Genomic DNA, 16,129 nt, shown 5'->3' on the forward strand with positions numbered 1-16,129 from the left:
CGTACATAATCTACTGCTGGAAAAATGGTATCGTCCACACCCCAACAGGAACAAGCTCATAAAAATCGATACTAAGTATTCTTTTGGCATATTTTCTTTGATTTTTAGGAGTAACCCAATATCAAGATAGCACTTCCAGCTTGGCAAAACGAAGCAAAAGTTTCTTAATATCGCCTTTTTCAAATTGGATTTCTGCTTTCCTATCATTACCCGCACCTTCTATTTTCAACACTTTGCCCTTGCCAAATCGCGTATGGTTTACCAAAGAGCCTTCCGCCAGATTTAAATCTACAACATTGGTGTTACCCACAGGGGTTGCCAATTGTGGTTTTAGCTTTCGTAATTTACGAAGTTGATTTTCATTGGGTTTACGTATACTTGGTGGTTCCCCTTTTACAGGCTTTGACTGCCGTAACCGACTTTTATCCACTTCCCCAAAAATAGCGTTATCCACCAAAGGTTTAAAACGATAGGTATTCTCGATCGGGGTCAGGTTTTCGATATATTTTTCATCGATTTCCTCTAAAAACCGACTGGGCTCGGCATCAATAAGTTTCCCCCATCGATACCTATTTTGTGTATAGGTCAAATAGGCCTGTTTTTCCGCTCGTGTCAGGGCTACATAAAACAGTCGCCGCTCTTCTTCCAACTCGCTTCGTGTATTCATGCTCATGGCAGAAGGAAAGAGGTCCTCTTCCATCCCAACAATATAGACATAGGGAAATTCCAGTCCTTTGGCCAAGTGAATGGTCATAAGGGCGACCCGGTCATCATCACCCGTATCCTTATCTAGATCTGTAGCCAAGGCAACATCTTCCAAAAACTCGGTAAGATCTCCCTTGGCATCGGCCAATTCCTTTTGCCCTTCTACAAAATCCTTGATACCGTTCAACAGTTCCTCTATATTCTCCATCCGGGCAATTCCCTCCGGAGTACCATCTTTTTTGAACTCTAGCAGTATCCCCGTTTTCTTGGCGACATGTTCCGCTAGGGTAAAGGCATCAGCATTTTCGTTCATGATCTGGAAGCTCTTGATCATCGTCACAAAATCCTCTAGTTTTCTTTTTGTACCGGCATTGATTTTTAAATCGATTTTACCAAGATTCTCGATTACCTCAAAAATAGAGCGACCGTAATGGTTGGCGGCAACCGTTAATCTGTCCAAGGTGGTCTGCCCGATACCCCGTGCCGGAAAATTGATAATTCGTTTTAGCGCTTCCTCATCCTTGGGATTGATGACCAAACGGAGATAGGACAACACATCCTTAATTTCTTTTCGCTGATAAAAGGAAAGTCCTCCATAGATTCTATACGGGATATCCTTTTTGCGCAAAGCATCTTCAATGGCACGGGATTGGCTGTTGGTACGGTACAAAACGGCAAAATTACCATTGGGCAATTGTTCTTGCATTTTGTTTTCGAAAATAGAACTTGCCACGTACCTACCTTCTTCGGCATCGGTAATGCTTCGATGTATTTTTATAGTGGAACCTTCATCATTGGCCGTCCATACCACCTTTTCCAACTGATTTTTATTCTTGGCGATGATAGAATTTGCGGCATTTACAATATTCTTTGTACTCCGATAATTTTGCTCCAAACGGTATACGGCCACCTCATCATAATCACGCTGGAAATTTAGGATATTACTGATATTGGCCCCGCGGAAAGAATAGATACTCTGCGCGTCATCGCCAACTACACAGATGTTCTGATACCGATCGGATAAGGCCTTTACGATGAGATATTGCGAATGATTGGTATCCTGATACTCATCTACCAAAATATATCGAAACCGATCTTGATACTTTAATAATACTTCAGGAAACCTGTTCAACAGTTCGTTGGTACGAAGCAATAGGTCATCAAAATCCATGGCTCCGGCCTTAAAGCAACGATCCACATAATTCTGATAAATCTCCCCTACCCTGGGTCTTTTGGCCATAGCATCAGCCTCTTGTAGTTCGGGGTTTTGAAAATAGGCCTTTACAGTGATCAAACTATTTTTATAGGAGGATATCCTATTCTGTATCTGCTTGTATTTATAAATATCCTTATCCAATCCCATTTCCTTGATAATCGACGCAATTAATCGTTGGGAATCCTGTGTATCATAGATTGTGAAGTTGCTGGGATAACCTAGTTTGTCGCCATCAAAGCGCAACAATTTTGCAAAGACGGAATGAAAGGTGCCCATCCACAGATTCTTGGCCTCGGAATTACCCACAATATGGGCTATTCGTTTTTTCATTTCGCGGGCGGCCTTATTCGTAAAGGTAAGGGCCAAAATATTAAACGCATCCACGCCCTGATCCATCAGATGCGCTATCCGGTACGTTAAAACCCGTGTCTTTCCAGATCCTGCACCGGCAATGACCATGAGTGGGCCATCCTTATGCAGGACCGGAGCTTTTTGAGCCTCGTTGAGTTCCTCTAAAAACGTCTCCAAGCTAAAGTAATTTAAGAAGGTGAATTTAGCCATAAATACCCTCATCCTAAAATGATCTTTTCTGGATTTATAAACAAAAGCCATACTTGCCATGTATAAGATGATTGGTACTAGTTTTACGAGTATACCTACATTCGCTAATTAGAAAACCGATTTCTTTTTTTAGTACATTTAAAAAACTCAAAAGGTATTCCCATATACCACAACTGTTCAGTCATGAATCGAAGAGAAATTATGAAGCATCTGGGTGTAATGCCCATAGCCGGAAGCTTTTTAGCCAGTGAATCCCTTTTGGGCCATACAGCGCAAGGACCTTCCCTTATGAACAAAAATTTGTTCTCCCCTACCCAATCCATTTACGAAGGCCTAGGAATAGATACTATAATTAATTGTCGTGGAACATTTACCATTTTGGGAGGGTCAACGGAAAGGCCCGAAGTACTTGAAGCCATTGAAGCAGCTTCAGGATATTTCGTACAATACGATGAATTGGCCTATGGAATCGGTAAGCGATTGTCCGAATTGACCAAGGCCGATTGGGGTATGGTTTCGGCCGGCTGCGCTGCAGGACTTAAGCATGTAACCGCTGCGTGTGTAGCAGGCGGGAATCCCGAAAAACTCATTCAAATTCCCAACTTGGAGAAATTGGATAAAACTGAAGTTATCATTCCACGATATTCCAGAAACGTATACGACCATGCCATCCGTAATGTGGGTGTTACCGTAGTTATGGTAGATTCCCCAGAAGAGATGGAGCGGGCCATAAATTCCAAAACCGCAATGATCTATATTAACTCTGGTAGGCGTTCCGAAAAAGGTCAACCGCTTTCCTTGGAGAAAATCGTAGAAATTGCCAAGCCGCATGGAGTGCCCGTTTTGTTGGATGCGGCGGCTGAGAACCTAACTATACCCTGTGTTCATTTGGAACGAGGTGCAACCGTTGTTGCCTACAGCGGTGGAAAAGCTATTTGCGGTCCACAGTGTGCTGGTCTGCTATTGGGGGATAAAGACTTATTAATGTCTGCATGGCAGGCAAGCTCTCCACATCATGGTCCCGGTAGGGACAACAAGGTAGGGAAAGAAGAAATGTTGGGTATGCTTGCTGCTGTAGAAGCATGGACCACACGGGATCATGAAAAGGAATGGGCCACTTGGATTTCCTGGTTGGAGGAAATTTCAAAAAAAATGGAAAAAATCCAAGGGATTACTACCGAGATAAAGCAACCTCAGGGGCGCTCCAACCTTGCCCCCGTACTTCATGTAAAATGGAATCCAACTCAATTGCATATCACAGGTGACGAGGTAGCCGAAGAAGTAGCACGGAACAAACCTAGGATTGCCATTGGAAGCTCCAGCAACGAGAGTGAAACATCAATTAATATTACACCCAATCAGATGCGTCCCGGAAATGCAAAAGTAGTAGCGGAAAGATTGCATGGTATCTTGTCTAAGAAAAGGTCTCCACGTTCGGACAAGTTGGCCGAACCAAAGGTAGATCTGACAGGACATTGGGAGGTAAACATCGATTTTTTAAGTAGCAAGAGTACACATATGTTCTTCCTGGAACAAAAAGGGAATTGGATCAAAGGACTTCATAAAAGTGATTTTGCAATGCAGGAAATTATGGGGATGGTCGAAGAGGACTCCGTAAAACTAAGGAGTAACTATAGAATTCCAGGAAATCATATCAGCTATTGGTTTTCGGGGCAAGTTTCAAATGAATCGATATCGGGATCCATATTTTTAGGCGAATATCTAACGGCCAAATTCACGGCCAAACGTTCAAAATATAGCGAAAAAAACACTCCAATTGTTATTCCTGGCGGCCCTCCCTTGGCAACATAATGAATATAAAGTCTATTAGTTAATATCATGCCGAATAAAAAAGAATTCTGTACCGTACGCTCCTGTTTCCTCTTTTTTTTCTTGATTTCCATTTTTAATCTTCAAGGGCAAAAACTTGATATTTTATTAAAGGGAGGACATTTGATCGACTCAAAAAATGCAGTCAACAGCCCTATGGACATTGGCATTGCCGATGGTATGATCACAGAAGTCAAAACCAACATTTCCGTTAAAAGTGCCAAAAAAGTCATTGACCTTACGGGTTTTTATGTAACTCCGGGGCTTATAGATATGCACGTTCATGTTTTTATGGGGAACGAGCCGGGTGCTTACATTGCCGATGGTGCCACAAGTGTAATGCCGGATGGTTTTACATTTAGGTCCGGGGTAACCACGGTTGTGGATGCGGGATCTTCCGGATGGCGTAATTTCAAGCTTTTTAAAGAGCAAACGATAGACAAGTCGAAAACCAGGGTTTTGGCATTATTAAACATTGTGGGAACCGGAATGCGCAGTAGGTTTGAGGAGCAGGATGTATCGGATATGAACCCTGTTATGACCGCGCATTGCATATCCAAGCTGTTTCCTGACATTCTTGTCGGTATAAAGGCCGCACACTACTGGGGCGATTTCAAACAAGTAGACCTCGCCGTTGAGGCGGGTACAAGAGCCGGAGTACCCGTAATGGTGGATTTCGGGGAGCAAGATCCTCCGAACTCCATCGAATCTTTATTTATGGAACACCTGCGGCCCGGGGACATTTTTACACACAGCTATTCGTATGGTCCCAAACAACGGGAGACCATTGTGGATGAGGAAGGAAAGGTAAAACCCTTTGTCTTCAAAGCACAGAAGCGAGGAATTATCTTTGATGTAGGTCATGGAGGTGGTGCTTTTTCCTGGAGACAGGCCGTACCGGCCACAGAACAGGGATTTCTAGCTAATGTTATCAGTAGTGACCTGCATACCCAAAGCATGAATGCCGGTATGAAAGATTTGACCAATGTACTTTCCAAGTTTATGGCCATGGAAGTACCATTGACCGATGTAATCCATCGAGCTACTTGGGCCCCGGCCCAAGTCATCAGCAGACCGGACTTGGGTCATCTAAGTGTTGGTACCGAGGCTGATATAGCCGTATTCAAGATGCGGGAAGGGGATTTCGGTTTTTTGGATGTGAGAGGCAAAAGAATAAAGGGCACCAAAAAACTAGAGGCCGAACTTACGTTACGCGCGGGAAGAATTGTATGGGACTTAAATGGCCTAGGGGCAGTGGATTTTGAAAAATAGGTATTCTTTTCATATGTTTTCGGGTAAAGCCGTAAAAAGGGCTTTGGCCCTTTTCTTGTTTTCTGCCTTTGGAGCGCTCCAAGCGCAGCAAATAGACCTCTTGATCCAAAATGGTCACGTCTTCGATCCAAAAAATAAATTGGATACCATATTGGATGTAGCCATTGCCAACGGCAAAATACATCAAGTCGCAAATCATATAGCTGTAAAAAATGCAAAAAAGACAGTCGATGCTACGGGCATGTATGTATGTCCAGGTCTGATCGACATCCATACCCATGTTTTCGTCGGCAGTACCCCTGGGGTATTTGCGGATGGTATTTATAGCTTATCCCCCGATGATTTTACCTTCCGAGCGGGTATTACTACAGTTGTGGATGCCGGGACCTCAGGGTGGCGTAATTTCCAAAAGTTCAAAAAACAGGTAATAGACCAATCCAAGACCCGAGTCTTGGCCTTTTTGAATATTGCCGGTTGGGGAATGACAGGAGACTCCCTACAACAGGATGTTTCTACCATGGATGTAAGCAAAGCTATTGGGATGGTAGAAAAGCATCCCGATGTTATCGTAGGTATGAAAATAGGTCACTTTGAAAAAAAGACCTGGGAACCTTTTGAAAGGGCTCTGCAAGTTGTATCCGATACGGATAGACCGCTTTTTGTGGAGTGCCATCTACCCCAATATTCATTAGAGGACCAACTTGACCGCATGCGACCTGGAGATATTATTACCCATTCCTTTGAGAATATCTCCGAGCGCAGACCGGTTGTCGATACAACTGGAAATGTACTACCCATGGTTTTTGAGGCTCGAAAAAAAGGAATTCTGTTTGATGTGGGCCACGGTGGTGCCGGTTTCTGGTTCAATCAGGCCATACCCGCCTTGGAACAGGGGTTTTGGCCCAATACCTTTGGTACGGACCTTCATCGCTTTAGTATGAACGCTGGTATGAAGGACATGCTCAACGTTATGTCCAAGTATTTAAATATGGGCATGCCTTTAAAAGAAGTGCTTCTTCGCGGAAGCTGGAATCCTGCAAAGGCCATCCAAAGGGAAGATTTGGGAAATCTAAGTATTGGAGCGGACGCGGATATCGTTCTGCTAAGCGTAAAAGAAGGTAAATTCGGTTATGTGGACGCTGCTGGAAATCGAATTAACGGAAATCGAAAATTGGAAGCAGAATTGACCCTTCGGGCCGGTAAGGTAGTTTGGGACCTGAACGGACTAACAGCCACTCTTTTCCAACGATAATGTTAGGGGATTAATCGTGATAAGTCAAAATAACAAGGCGAATGCACCTATGAAAAGTGATTATAGCTATTTACTCAGACTTCCTTCTATTTTGAGAATAATACCCATGGTTGTACTTTTCCTGTTCCTTTACCAATGTGATTCTCAAATCGATTTACCATTAAGTGACCCGGACAACGGCGGCCTATATTTTCCCGACGGGTTCGAGGCCCTGGTCGTGGCCGATAGTATAGGCCGAGCCCGACATCTTGCCGTGAACTCAAATGGGGACATTTATGTAAAGTTGAGTTCCTCGGACAGTATTTATGGTGGTAATGTGGCCCTACGAGACACCGATGGCGACGGTAAGGCCGATATCATACAAAAATTCGGAGGGGTAGATTCAAAGCGTAGCCTTTATGGAACAAGTATGGCGCTCCACAAGGACTACATCTATTTTAGTACGGCCCTGGAATTGTATCGCTACAAATTGACTCCTGGAAAATTGATTCCCGATGGCGAACCAGAAGTAGTCCTTACCGATGATCATCCCCATGGGGTACATTGGCACATTACCAAACCGGTTTCTTTTGATAATCAAGGATTTATGTACGTCCCCTTTGGCACACCTTCAAATGCCTGTCAGGATCTTGACGGGACTCCGAATGGTTCCCCTGGGGGAACAGGTCTGGATCCATGTCCGGAATTGGAATTGCATGGTGGTGTATGGCGATTTGATGCCAATAAAACGGGATTGACCCAAAAAGATGGCCAGCGAATCGCTACAGGTATCCGCAGCGTAGTGGCCATGGATTGGAATACCGTTGACAACCACTTATATATTGTGATGCATGGCAGGGATAACCTACATAGCCTGTTTCCAGATCGTTTCACACCATGGGAAAGCGCGGTGCTTCCATCGGAAGAGTTTCTACGTATTGAGGAAGGTGCGGACTACGGATGGCCATACTGCTATTACGATCAGATGCAGGAACAAAAAGTGTTGGCCCCGGAATATGGAGGTGATGGTCAGATTGTAGGTCGTTGCGGGGAAATGGATTTGCCCGTAATGGGTTTTCCTGGGCATTGGGCTCCCAACGATTTGCTATTCTACGAAGGAGATCAGTTTCCCGAACGCTATAAAAATGGGGCCTTCATTGCTTTCCATGGCTCTACGAACAGAGCCCCTTACCCCCAATCCGGTTATTTTGTGTGTTTCGTGCCCTTTAAAAATGGATTACCTACAGGGGAATGGGAAGTGTTTGCCGATGGTTTTCCTGTAGTAGACCCCATCGTAAATACTAGGGATGCCCATTATCGTCCGGTAGGACTGGCCGAGGGACCGGATGGGTCCCTGTACATTACAGAATCAAAAAAAGGGAAAATTTGGCGGGTGATGTTCAAGGGTGATAAAAGGCGTTTCGATCCTGACCAACTGGATTCCATGGAAAAAAGAAAGTCCGTGTCCCATATTCGAACCCCGGACAAAGTGGAAGATGACCTTCAAAGAGGTTTGGATAGTGGTCAAAAGGCGTATAACACCTTTTGCGGCAATTGTCATCAACAAGATGGCATGGGTGCCGTTGGCCGATTTCCGACTTTGGCACAAACGGATTGGGTCACCGGTGATAAAAAAAGGTTGATAAATGTGATCCTTAACGGACTTCAGGGCGAAATTGAAGTGAATGGGGAAATCTACAATGGCGTAATGCCGGCACATAAATTTTTAGGGGATGCAGAAATTGCCGGAATACTTACTTATATTCGGCAGAGTTTTGGCAACAAGGCGGATTCCATAAGCACACGAGAAGTGGAAATGGTTAGGAATACTTCAGAAATGTCTAATTAGATAGAAACTAAAAGTCATTGTTGATCAAGTATATATTTTATATTTCTTAAACTATTACTTCAATAGAATAAAATTGATGCATAACCCCTATTTAGAAAACTAAAATTTCAATGAAAATAGCCAGTCTTATAGCATTTTGTTTGGGTATGGCCACAATGGTCCATGCTCAAGAGCTGGAAAAGGAATACGAAGCGGTAGCTGATAAAGTTATTGAATGGCGAAGGGATATTCATCAAAACCCGGAACTTTCCAATAGGGAATTTAAAACTGCGGAGAAAATCGCCAATCATTTAAAATCCTTGGGGATAACCGTACAAACCAACGTGGCCCATACAGGAGTAGTTGGTATCTTAAAGGGCAAAAAAAAAGGTAAGGTGGTGGCGCTTCGGGCGGATATCGATGCGCTTCCTGTAACGGAAAGAAATGATTTGCCTTTTAAGTCTACGGTTACCGCAGAATTTCTTGGGGAAAAAGTTGGAGTAATGCACGCCTGTGGTCACGACGCCCATACCGCAATTTTAATGGGAGTGGCAGAGGTACTTTCTCAAAAAAGGGACGAACTAAGAGGAACGGTAAAATTTATTTTTCAACCCGCAGAGGAAGGGCCACCACCCGGAGAAGAAGGAGGTGCCGCCTTAATGATCAAGGAAGGAGTTCTCGAAAACCCTAAAGTTGATGTCATTTTTGGGCTTCACATAAGATCTCAGATACCAGCTGGAGTGATTCGATACAAATCCGGTGGTGCAATGGCCGCGGCGCAGAGCTTTACCATTAAAGTAAAAGGAAAACAAACCCATGGTTCACAACCTTGGTCCGGTGTTGACCCCATTCTGATAAGTGCAAAGATTATTGATGGGCTCCAGACAATTATCAGCCGAGAAGTAGAGCTTACTAAAGAGGCTGCCATAATTACTGTTGGCAAGATTAAAAGTGGTATCCGGTTTAATATAATTCCAGAAAGTGCGGAAATGATAGGCACCATCAGAACCTTGGACTATGCCATGAAGGAAAAGGTAAATAAGCGGATGCAGGAAATGGTGCCCAATATTGCAAAAGCTTATGGTGGGGAAGCTATCATAGAAATCAAGGATGCCACCGACATAACCTACAACGACCCGGATTTAGTTAGGCAAATGTTACCTACGCTTGAAAGGGTTGCAGGAGATGAAAATGTTCAGTCCCAAAAAGCCGTTACCATCGCGGAGGACTTCTCATATTTCCAAAGGGAAGTTCCGGGGTTTTTCTTTTTCTTAGGAGGAATGACCCCTGGGAATGTTGGTTCATTCCCACATCACACTCCGGATTTCTTAATTGATGAAAGCGGCTTGTTATTGGGTGTAAAAGCCTTGGCCGAAATGAGCATTGATTATTTGAATCAATGAATCTCAAATCGTTAAATACTATATGAATGGATTCCTTTCTTGATTTCGTTAACACCATCCCATGGTGGGCATGGGTTATATTTGTATTAGGACTCGTCGCAATTCGCGATATATTTTTGCAACGTACGCATACCATCACACATAACTATCCCATTGTCGGCCATTTGCGTTATTGGCTGGAAAGTATCGGTCCGGAGATGCGGCAGTATTTTGTGGCCAATAACCGCGAGGAGCTGCCTTTTAACCGCATTGAACGAAGCTGGATCTATGCATCCGCCAAACAAGAGAACAACTATGAAGGGTTTGGAACGGACCGTGATATTTATGCCCATCAACACATTTTCATCAAAAATCGGCTTTTAGCTTTTAAAGTCCCCGAAAATCATCCAAATACTAAGGATAAGACCTTTCTGCCCTGCGCCAAAGTAATAGGTGCATTCAACAAACGAAAGAAACCCTACCGGCCAGCATCGGTCATCAATGTGTCAGCCATGAGTTTCGGATCGCTTTCGGCCGCTGCCGTGGAGGCAATGAACAAAGGCGTTGCCAAAAGTGGAGCTTATCATAATACTGGGGAAGGAGGCCTTTCCCCCTACCATAAACAAGGTGGGGATGTTGTTTTCCATTTTGGCACCGGATATTTTGGGGTACGCAATACGGAAGGTGGTTTTTCTTTGGACAAATTGATTTCGTTAACTACCGAAAATCCGTGTATCAAGGCCGTTGAAATAAAACTCTCGCAAGGTGCTAAACCGGGTAAAGGTGGGGTTCTACCAGCAGCCAAAATCAGTAGGGAAATTGCCCAGATACGTGGTGTGGAAATTGGGAAGGATGTATTATCGCCAGCAACACATTCTGCCTTTTCATCGGTGCCAGAATTAATCGAATTGATAGAAGAAATTGCCGAAGGAACCGGACTTCCTGTAGGTATAAAGGGAGCTATTGGAAAATTAGATCAGTGGGAGGAATTGGCCGACCTTATGAAGAAAAACGGAAAAGGGCCCGATTTCATTACAGTTGACGGTGGCGAGGGAGGTACCGGAGCGGCGCCCCCCAGTTTTGCGGACCATGTTTCATTACCATGGGTATATGGTTTCTCTAGTTTATACAAGGTCTTTCAAGAACGAGGCCTAACAAGTCGCCTAGTTTTTATAGGAAGTGGAAAACTGGGTTTTCCTGCGAAGGCAGCCATGGCTTTTGCTATGGGTATAGATTGCATTAATGTGGCCCGGGAAGCTATGATGAGTATTGGCTGCATTCAGGCCCAGGTCTGCCATACCAACCGATGCCCAACAGGAATAGCTACGCAAAACAAGTGGTTGCAACGCGGAATTAGTGTTCCCCTTAAAGCTGATCGATTGGCCCAATACTTTAAGACTTTTCGGAAAGAATTTTTGGAAATCACGCATGCGGCAGGGTATGAACATCCCTGTGAATTTACCATGGAAGATATTCATGTGAACGTGGACGACGATTATTTGCATAGCGATTTGAAATTGACCTATGGCTATGAAAAGACCCAAGTACCCTTTAGAGGCATGCAAGAACTTGTGGATTGCAACTATTTAGGTGGAAAGGTATTTTCAGGAAATCAATGAATACCCTACTTTTGCGGTTATAAGCTAAATCCAAATAATCTATGATGCGATTATTACTCACCCTCTTATTTATTTTTAGTACGGTTTCCATAGTCACTGCACAACGTAAAAGCGAATTGATTGCCGAAATCGACAATTTGAAATCGGAACTGGATTCCGTAAAAACTGAACTTTTTACAGCGAAAAAAATTGAAAAGGCCAGCGTTGTAAAAGCCGAAGCACTGGAAACTCAGGTTAATGAACTACAAGATGCAAATGCCACCTTGCTTACAAACCTGAATAATTTTGCGAAAGTTTCCAATAAGAATTCGGACATAGCCAATAGCGCTATGGCGAGCCTTCAAGCAAAGGAAGGCCAGCTTAAGGCCATGAAGGACGCCATTGCAAAAAATGACTCCACGGCCATTGTAGTACTAACCAATGCCAAACAAACTTTGGGAGAAAATGCAAAAATTGCGGTTTCCAATGGAACTGTAATCATATCCTCGGGCCTTTCCTCTTTGTTTGGTTCAGATACGGAAAGCACCTTAACCGACGAAGGAAAAGCTTGGATAGAAAAAATTGCGGCTATTCTAAATGTTAACCCTGATATAAACCTGACCATTGAGGGACTCAGCATGACAGGTGATTTGGACTTGCCCGGAAAACAGGCATCAACAATAGCCTCTCTTCTGCAAAAGGATTTTGCCATTGCTCCGGAACGCCTTACATCTTTGGGTCGGGATGGGAATCTCAAAGAAGGTATTAGCTTTAAGTTGCATCCAAGTTACCATGCGTTCTATCTCATGGTAAAGGAGAAAATGAAGAATTCGAAATAGGAGGTAAGATCCCAGTTTTAAAAATGGTATACTTTTTATAGAATTGATTCGTTCTACAAGCAATAAACTGACAAACCACACCTATGACCGGAGACGGAATTTTTCAATTGTTCGCTTATTTATTGCCCGCTGTTGTAACTGGTGCAGTTGCTTTTTACTTTTTCCGATTGCACACCAACAATGAAGAAGGTAGAAGAAGATTTCTACTGCACAAGGATTCCCAAAAAAACACCTTGCCTATACGGCTTCAGGCCTATGAACGTATGGCCCTATTTTTAGAACGTATTGCAATTCCAAGTTTAGTGGTACGGATTTCGCCAAAATCCGCAGATAAAAACGAATACGAAGCTTTGTTGATCAAGAACATTGAAAATGAATTTGACCACAATCTTTCCCAACAAATCTATATGACGGATGAATGTTGGAATATTATCAAAGCGGCCAAAAGTGCAACTATCCAAATGATCCGAAAGGCGGCACTGAGCGATACGGATTCTTCGGATAAACTTCGTGAGGATATCTTAAATCAGACCATGGACAAACAATCCCCTTCGGCTACAGCTCTTTCTTTTGTAAAAAAGGAAATTGGAGAACTTTGGTAATAAGTTTTGTATGAGCTGTGCCAAATGCAATGCCATTGAAATAAGCCGATAGTTTTTACTCCAACTCGGGTTCGATCTGATTCAGTTCTATGTTCTTGTGCTTTGCATAGTTAAAGCCACTCTCCCACCAATTGGTCATTTTCTCCTTGTTAAAAATCAGGGAATTGGTAGTCAATACCGTTGGTGTAAAGTAGAAGTTAATAATGGCGTCATTATGATTGGCAACAAATTTTCCGATACGGATGTTCTGCCGCTCTATCCTATCCAACATAAAGGCGAACATATTGGTTAAAAGGGCGAATGCGTTCCTGGACGGCAATCGATTGAAATGGGTAACCTCGGTCTGTAGAATTATAGCATCTATTTCTGTTGCCCCCCTTTTGATGGCCTCCTCAATGGGCACCATATTGCCCAGGCCTCCATCCGCATATTCGCATCCATCTTTGCGTACCAAGCTCATAAAAGGGGTATAGTTGCAGGAGATCCAGATCCATTCACAGAAATCATCATAACTGTAATCATTGATGCTTTTATACTCCACTTGGTTCAAGGACAGGTTGGAAACCGTAACAACAATGTTCTTAGGGCCATTTTTCAAATTCTCAAACTCTTCAACCGTAAGGGTATTCTTAATCAATTCCAATAGGTTATGACTTTCCCCAAAAGTTTTACTGCCGTTATAAAAGTTTTTGAACACATTCCAGTGATTGATGGCGATGTTATCGACCCCATGTTTATTTTGAATCAGGAAAGGGCAATTGCTAAAGATACTATCCTGATTTACCGAAGTGTATACTTCCTTGATCTTGTCGATTTTTTGAAGGGCCAAATGAGAGATAAGCAGGCTGCCCGTTGAAGTCCCAAGAAACAAATCATAATCGTGCCCCAATTCCCGCATCAGGTATTGGGCCACACCACCACCAAAAGCGCCCTTGCTACCTCCTCCAGAAATCACCATTGCCCGCATCTTACTTTACTTTGCTTTCTATATAACGCCGTTCCTCCGGCTTTAGTTTTCCCAAAAGGGACATAATACGCTCTTTATAAACTTGATCCTTTAATAATTCCACCATTAAATTTCTGGAGAATTTTTTGAACTGCCATGAATGATGTGTGGTTGCCTCAGCCAAATCCAGTAGATTACTGTCCTTAAAACCAAAGGCTTCATTTAGATATTGAAAAGCACCTTGACGTACTTCAAAAGAATATTCCGGTGCTGTATAACCACTCAACTCATCAAAATACAATTTGGTATTTCTTCCTTCATAGCCTTCCGTTAAAATGGCCAGGGTCAACCACATGAGGCGGACGTTCTTATTTGGAAAGCCTATGGTTTCCTTTGTCTTTTCTAAATAACTATTTCTTTCTTCCGGATAGGCCATCCATAACTTGAAGAGGGTATTCTCCAGTGTAACATAGCTATTGTCATTTAAAAGGGTCTCAAACTTCTCCTTGGGATAGTCCTTGGCATCTTGGATGCTTAATGCCAAAGCCTGCCGCAGTTCCAGCGTATTGGAATCCAAGACACGGTCAATGATTTCCTCCGGCATTGTCCGGAGAAAATTTTGGATCATATATTTCTTTAATTGTATAGAATTTGTACCGTTCCAATAGGATGTATAGTCTATATCATCGCTTTCTTGGCTTTTCAGCGCTGCCTGTAGGGCAAATAATGATTTTAGGGGTTCTGATTTTTCGGCCAATTTCTCTTGTGCTACTTTGAAAGGAAGTGCAGTATCTTCCAGCCACACTTTTACGTAGTGGGACAAGTCTGCACCACTTGATTTTTCCATTTCTTGAATGAAACTGGGCACCGTTACATTCGCAAAAGCATATTTCTCCAAATAGGACTGGATTCCCTTTTTAAAGGCCACATCCCCTATCCGATCCCGTAGCATAAAAATGGCCCAGGCCCCTTTTTCGTAAAACGTTAGACTACTTGCCCTTGGGTCCAAAAGGCTCTGCCCCTGCCCCTTTTCAATTGAATTTTGAAGTGCCGTTAAAGTTTCGAACAACTTCCAATAAAAATGCTCCTCTCCAAAAAGCTCCTTTTCGGTCAAATAGGCATAATAGGTAGCGAAGCCTTCATGTAACCAATGGTGACTTCCACTTTTTTCCGTAACCAGATTTCCAAACCATTGATGGGCCAATTCATGGGCATTTACATTTACATAATTCTTGTCCATAAATGCGACCGAATCAATGACATAGGCATCTGAAAAAATCGTGCAGCCCGTATTCTCCATTCCTGCATACAGAAAGTCGTGGACAGGAACTTGTTTGTAATTCTGCCAAGGATACGCAACCCCGATTTCCTCCTCCAGAAAATCAAAGATTTCCTTAGTATATCGATAGGTAGGTTCAACACGTTCACTATCCTTTGGATAAAAATAGTTTTTTATAGGTGTACCATTTGCAGATGTCAATTGCTGCTTTTCATATATCCCGATGGCAAAAGCCAAAAGATAGCTGCTCATAGGGTCTTTCATGTCAAAAGACCATGTTTTTAAGGAATTCTTTTCTTGAATTGCAACCAACTTCCCATTGGCAATAATTTCATAATTCTTATCAAAAGTGATGTTCAGGTCAAACTCCACCTTTTCCGTCATATCATCAAAACTGGGAAGCCAATAACTAGTATATTTTCCCTGACCTTGTGTCCATATTTGATCATTGTTTGGATTGTCATCGTTCCAATTCATAAAATAGACGGTTTGTTTGGGCCCGGCCGTGTAATCAAGTTTCAGTTTGTAAGACTTCCCTCCTTTCAATTTTTTCTTTAAGGAAACTGTGTTTCCCGAATTGGAATACTTGACTATTCTATCGTTCAAACGTACCGATGTAAATTCCATATTCCTGGCATCCAAAAAAACGGAATCCACATCTTGAAATACCTCAAATTTATATATCACCGAGCCTTCTAAACGTCCCTCCCTTGCAAAAGGCACTATTTGGGCTTCGCCATGAATGAAGTTTACCTTATCCTGACGCTGGGTCAATACAAATACGCTTTGAAAAAGAAAAAGAACCGTAATAAGTTGCTTCATAAGTGCTGTACTACAAAA

The 16,129-nt window shown here is 42.9% G+C and carries 11 protein-coding genes; 8 read left to right on the top strand and 3 right to left on the bottom strand.

Translation table 11 applies throughout. From position 1 onward, the window contains the following. Positions 1-121: 121 nt before the first annotated feature. Entirely contained in the window at positions 122-2,449 is a 2,328-nt protein-coding gene (locus D7Z94_RS10090) for an ATP-dependent helicase (RefSeq protein ID WP_120712011.1), read from the bottom strand. Between the two features lie 216 nt (positions 2,450-2,665). Between D7Z94_RS10090 and D7Z94_RS10095 the strand changes: the two genes are divergently transcribed. The 8 genes from D7Z94_RS10095 to D7Z94_RS10130 all read left to right on the top strand — a co-directional run bounded on the left by D7Z94_RS10095 (position 2,666) and on the right by D7Z94_RS10130 (position 13,064). After that, complete coding sequence (locus tag D7Z94_RS10095) at positions 2,666-4,294, top strand: aminotransferase class V-fold PLP-dependent enzyme (protein WP_120711437.1); 1,629 nt, start codon at positions 2,666-2,668, stop codon at positions 4,292-4,294. Between the two features lie 27 nt (positions 4,295-4,321). Continuing rightward, on the top strand, positions 4,322-5,584 hold the full coding sequence (locus D7Z94_RS10100) for an amidohydrolase/deacetylase family metallohydrolase (protein ID WP_120711438.1): 1,263 nt from the start codon (positions 4,322-4,324) through the stop codon (positions 5,582-5,584). Between the two features lie 13 nt (positions 5,585-5,597). After that, positions 5,598-6,836, top strand: a complete 1,239-nt coding sequence (locus tag D7Z94_RS10105) for an amidohydrolase/deacetylase family metallohydrolase (protein ID WP_120711439.1) — start codon at positions 5,598-5,600, stop codon at positions 6,834-6,836. A gap of 106 nt (positions 6,837-6,942) precedes the next feature. Further along, positions 6,943-8,664 (top strand): c-type cytochrome, encoded by a 1,722-nt coding sequence (locus D7Z94_RS10110; RefSeq protein WP_120711440.1) that lies wholly within the window; start codon positions 6,943-6,945, stop codon positions 8,662-8,664. A 155-nt stretch (positions 8,665-8,819) separates the two neighbouring features. Further along, on the top strand, positions 8,820-10,046 hold the full coding sequence (locus D7Z94_RS10115) for an amidohydrolase (RefSeq protein ID WP_120712012.1): 1,227 nt from the start codon (positions 8,820-8,822) through the stop codon (positions 10,044-10,046). Positions 10,047-10,072: 26 nt separating this feature from the next. After that, positions 10,073-11,644 (top strand): FMN-binding glutamate synthase family protein, encoded by a 1,572-nt coding sequence (locus D7Z94_RS10120; RefSeq protein WP_120711441.1) that lies wholly within the window; start codon positions 10,073-10,075, stop codon positions 11,642-11,644. A 41-nt stretch (positions 11,645-11,685) separates the two neighbouring features. Beyond that, positions 11,686-12,462 (top strand): hypothetical protein, encoded by a 777-nt coding sequence (locus tag D7Z94_RS10125; protein WP_120711442.1) that lies wholly within the window; start codon positions 11,686-11,688, stop codon positions 12,460-12,462. 83 nt (positions 12,463-12,545) lie between these two features. Further along, positions 12,546-13,064 carry a DUF7935 family protein gene (locus D7Z94_RS10130; protein WP_120711443.1) on the top strand — a complete coding sequence of 173 codons (519 nt, stop codon included), beginning with the start codon at positions 12,546-12,548 and terminating at the stop codon, positions 13,062-13,064. Between the two features lie 55 nt (positions 13,065-13,119). On the opposite strand, the gene D7Z94_RS10135 is transcribed toward D7Z94_RS10130, so the two are convergent. Together D7Z94_RS10135 and D7Z94_RS10140 are read right to left on the bottom strand one after the other, a co-directional pair. Continuing rightward, positions 13,120-14,031 (bottom strand): patatin-like phospholipase family protein, encoded by a 912-nt coding sequence (locus tag D7Z94_RS10135; protein ID WP_120711444.1) that lies wholly within the window; start codon positions 14,029-14,031, stop codon positions 13,120-13,122. Between the two features lies 1 nt (position 14,032). Next, positions 14,033-16,111, bottom strand: coding sequence for a M1 family metallopeptidase (locus D7Z94_RS10140; protein ID WP_120711445.1), 2,079 nt, complete (start codon positions 16,109-16,111; stop codon positions 14,033-14,035). Positions 16,112-16,129: the final 18 nt, after the last annotated feature.

The sequence above is a fragment of the Ulvibacterium marinum genome (genome assembly GCF_003626755.1).
Taxonomy (GTDB): domain Bacteria; phylum Bacteroidota; class Bacteroidia; order Flavobacteriales; family Flavobacteriaceae; genus Ulvibacterium; species Ulvibacterium marinum.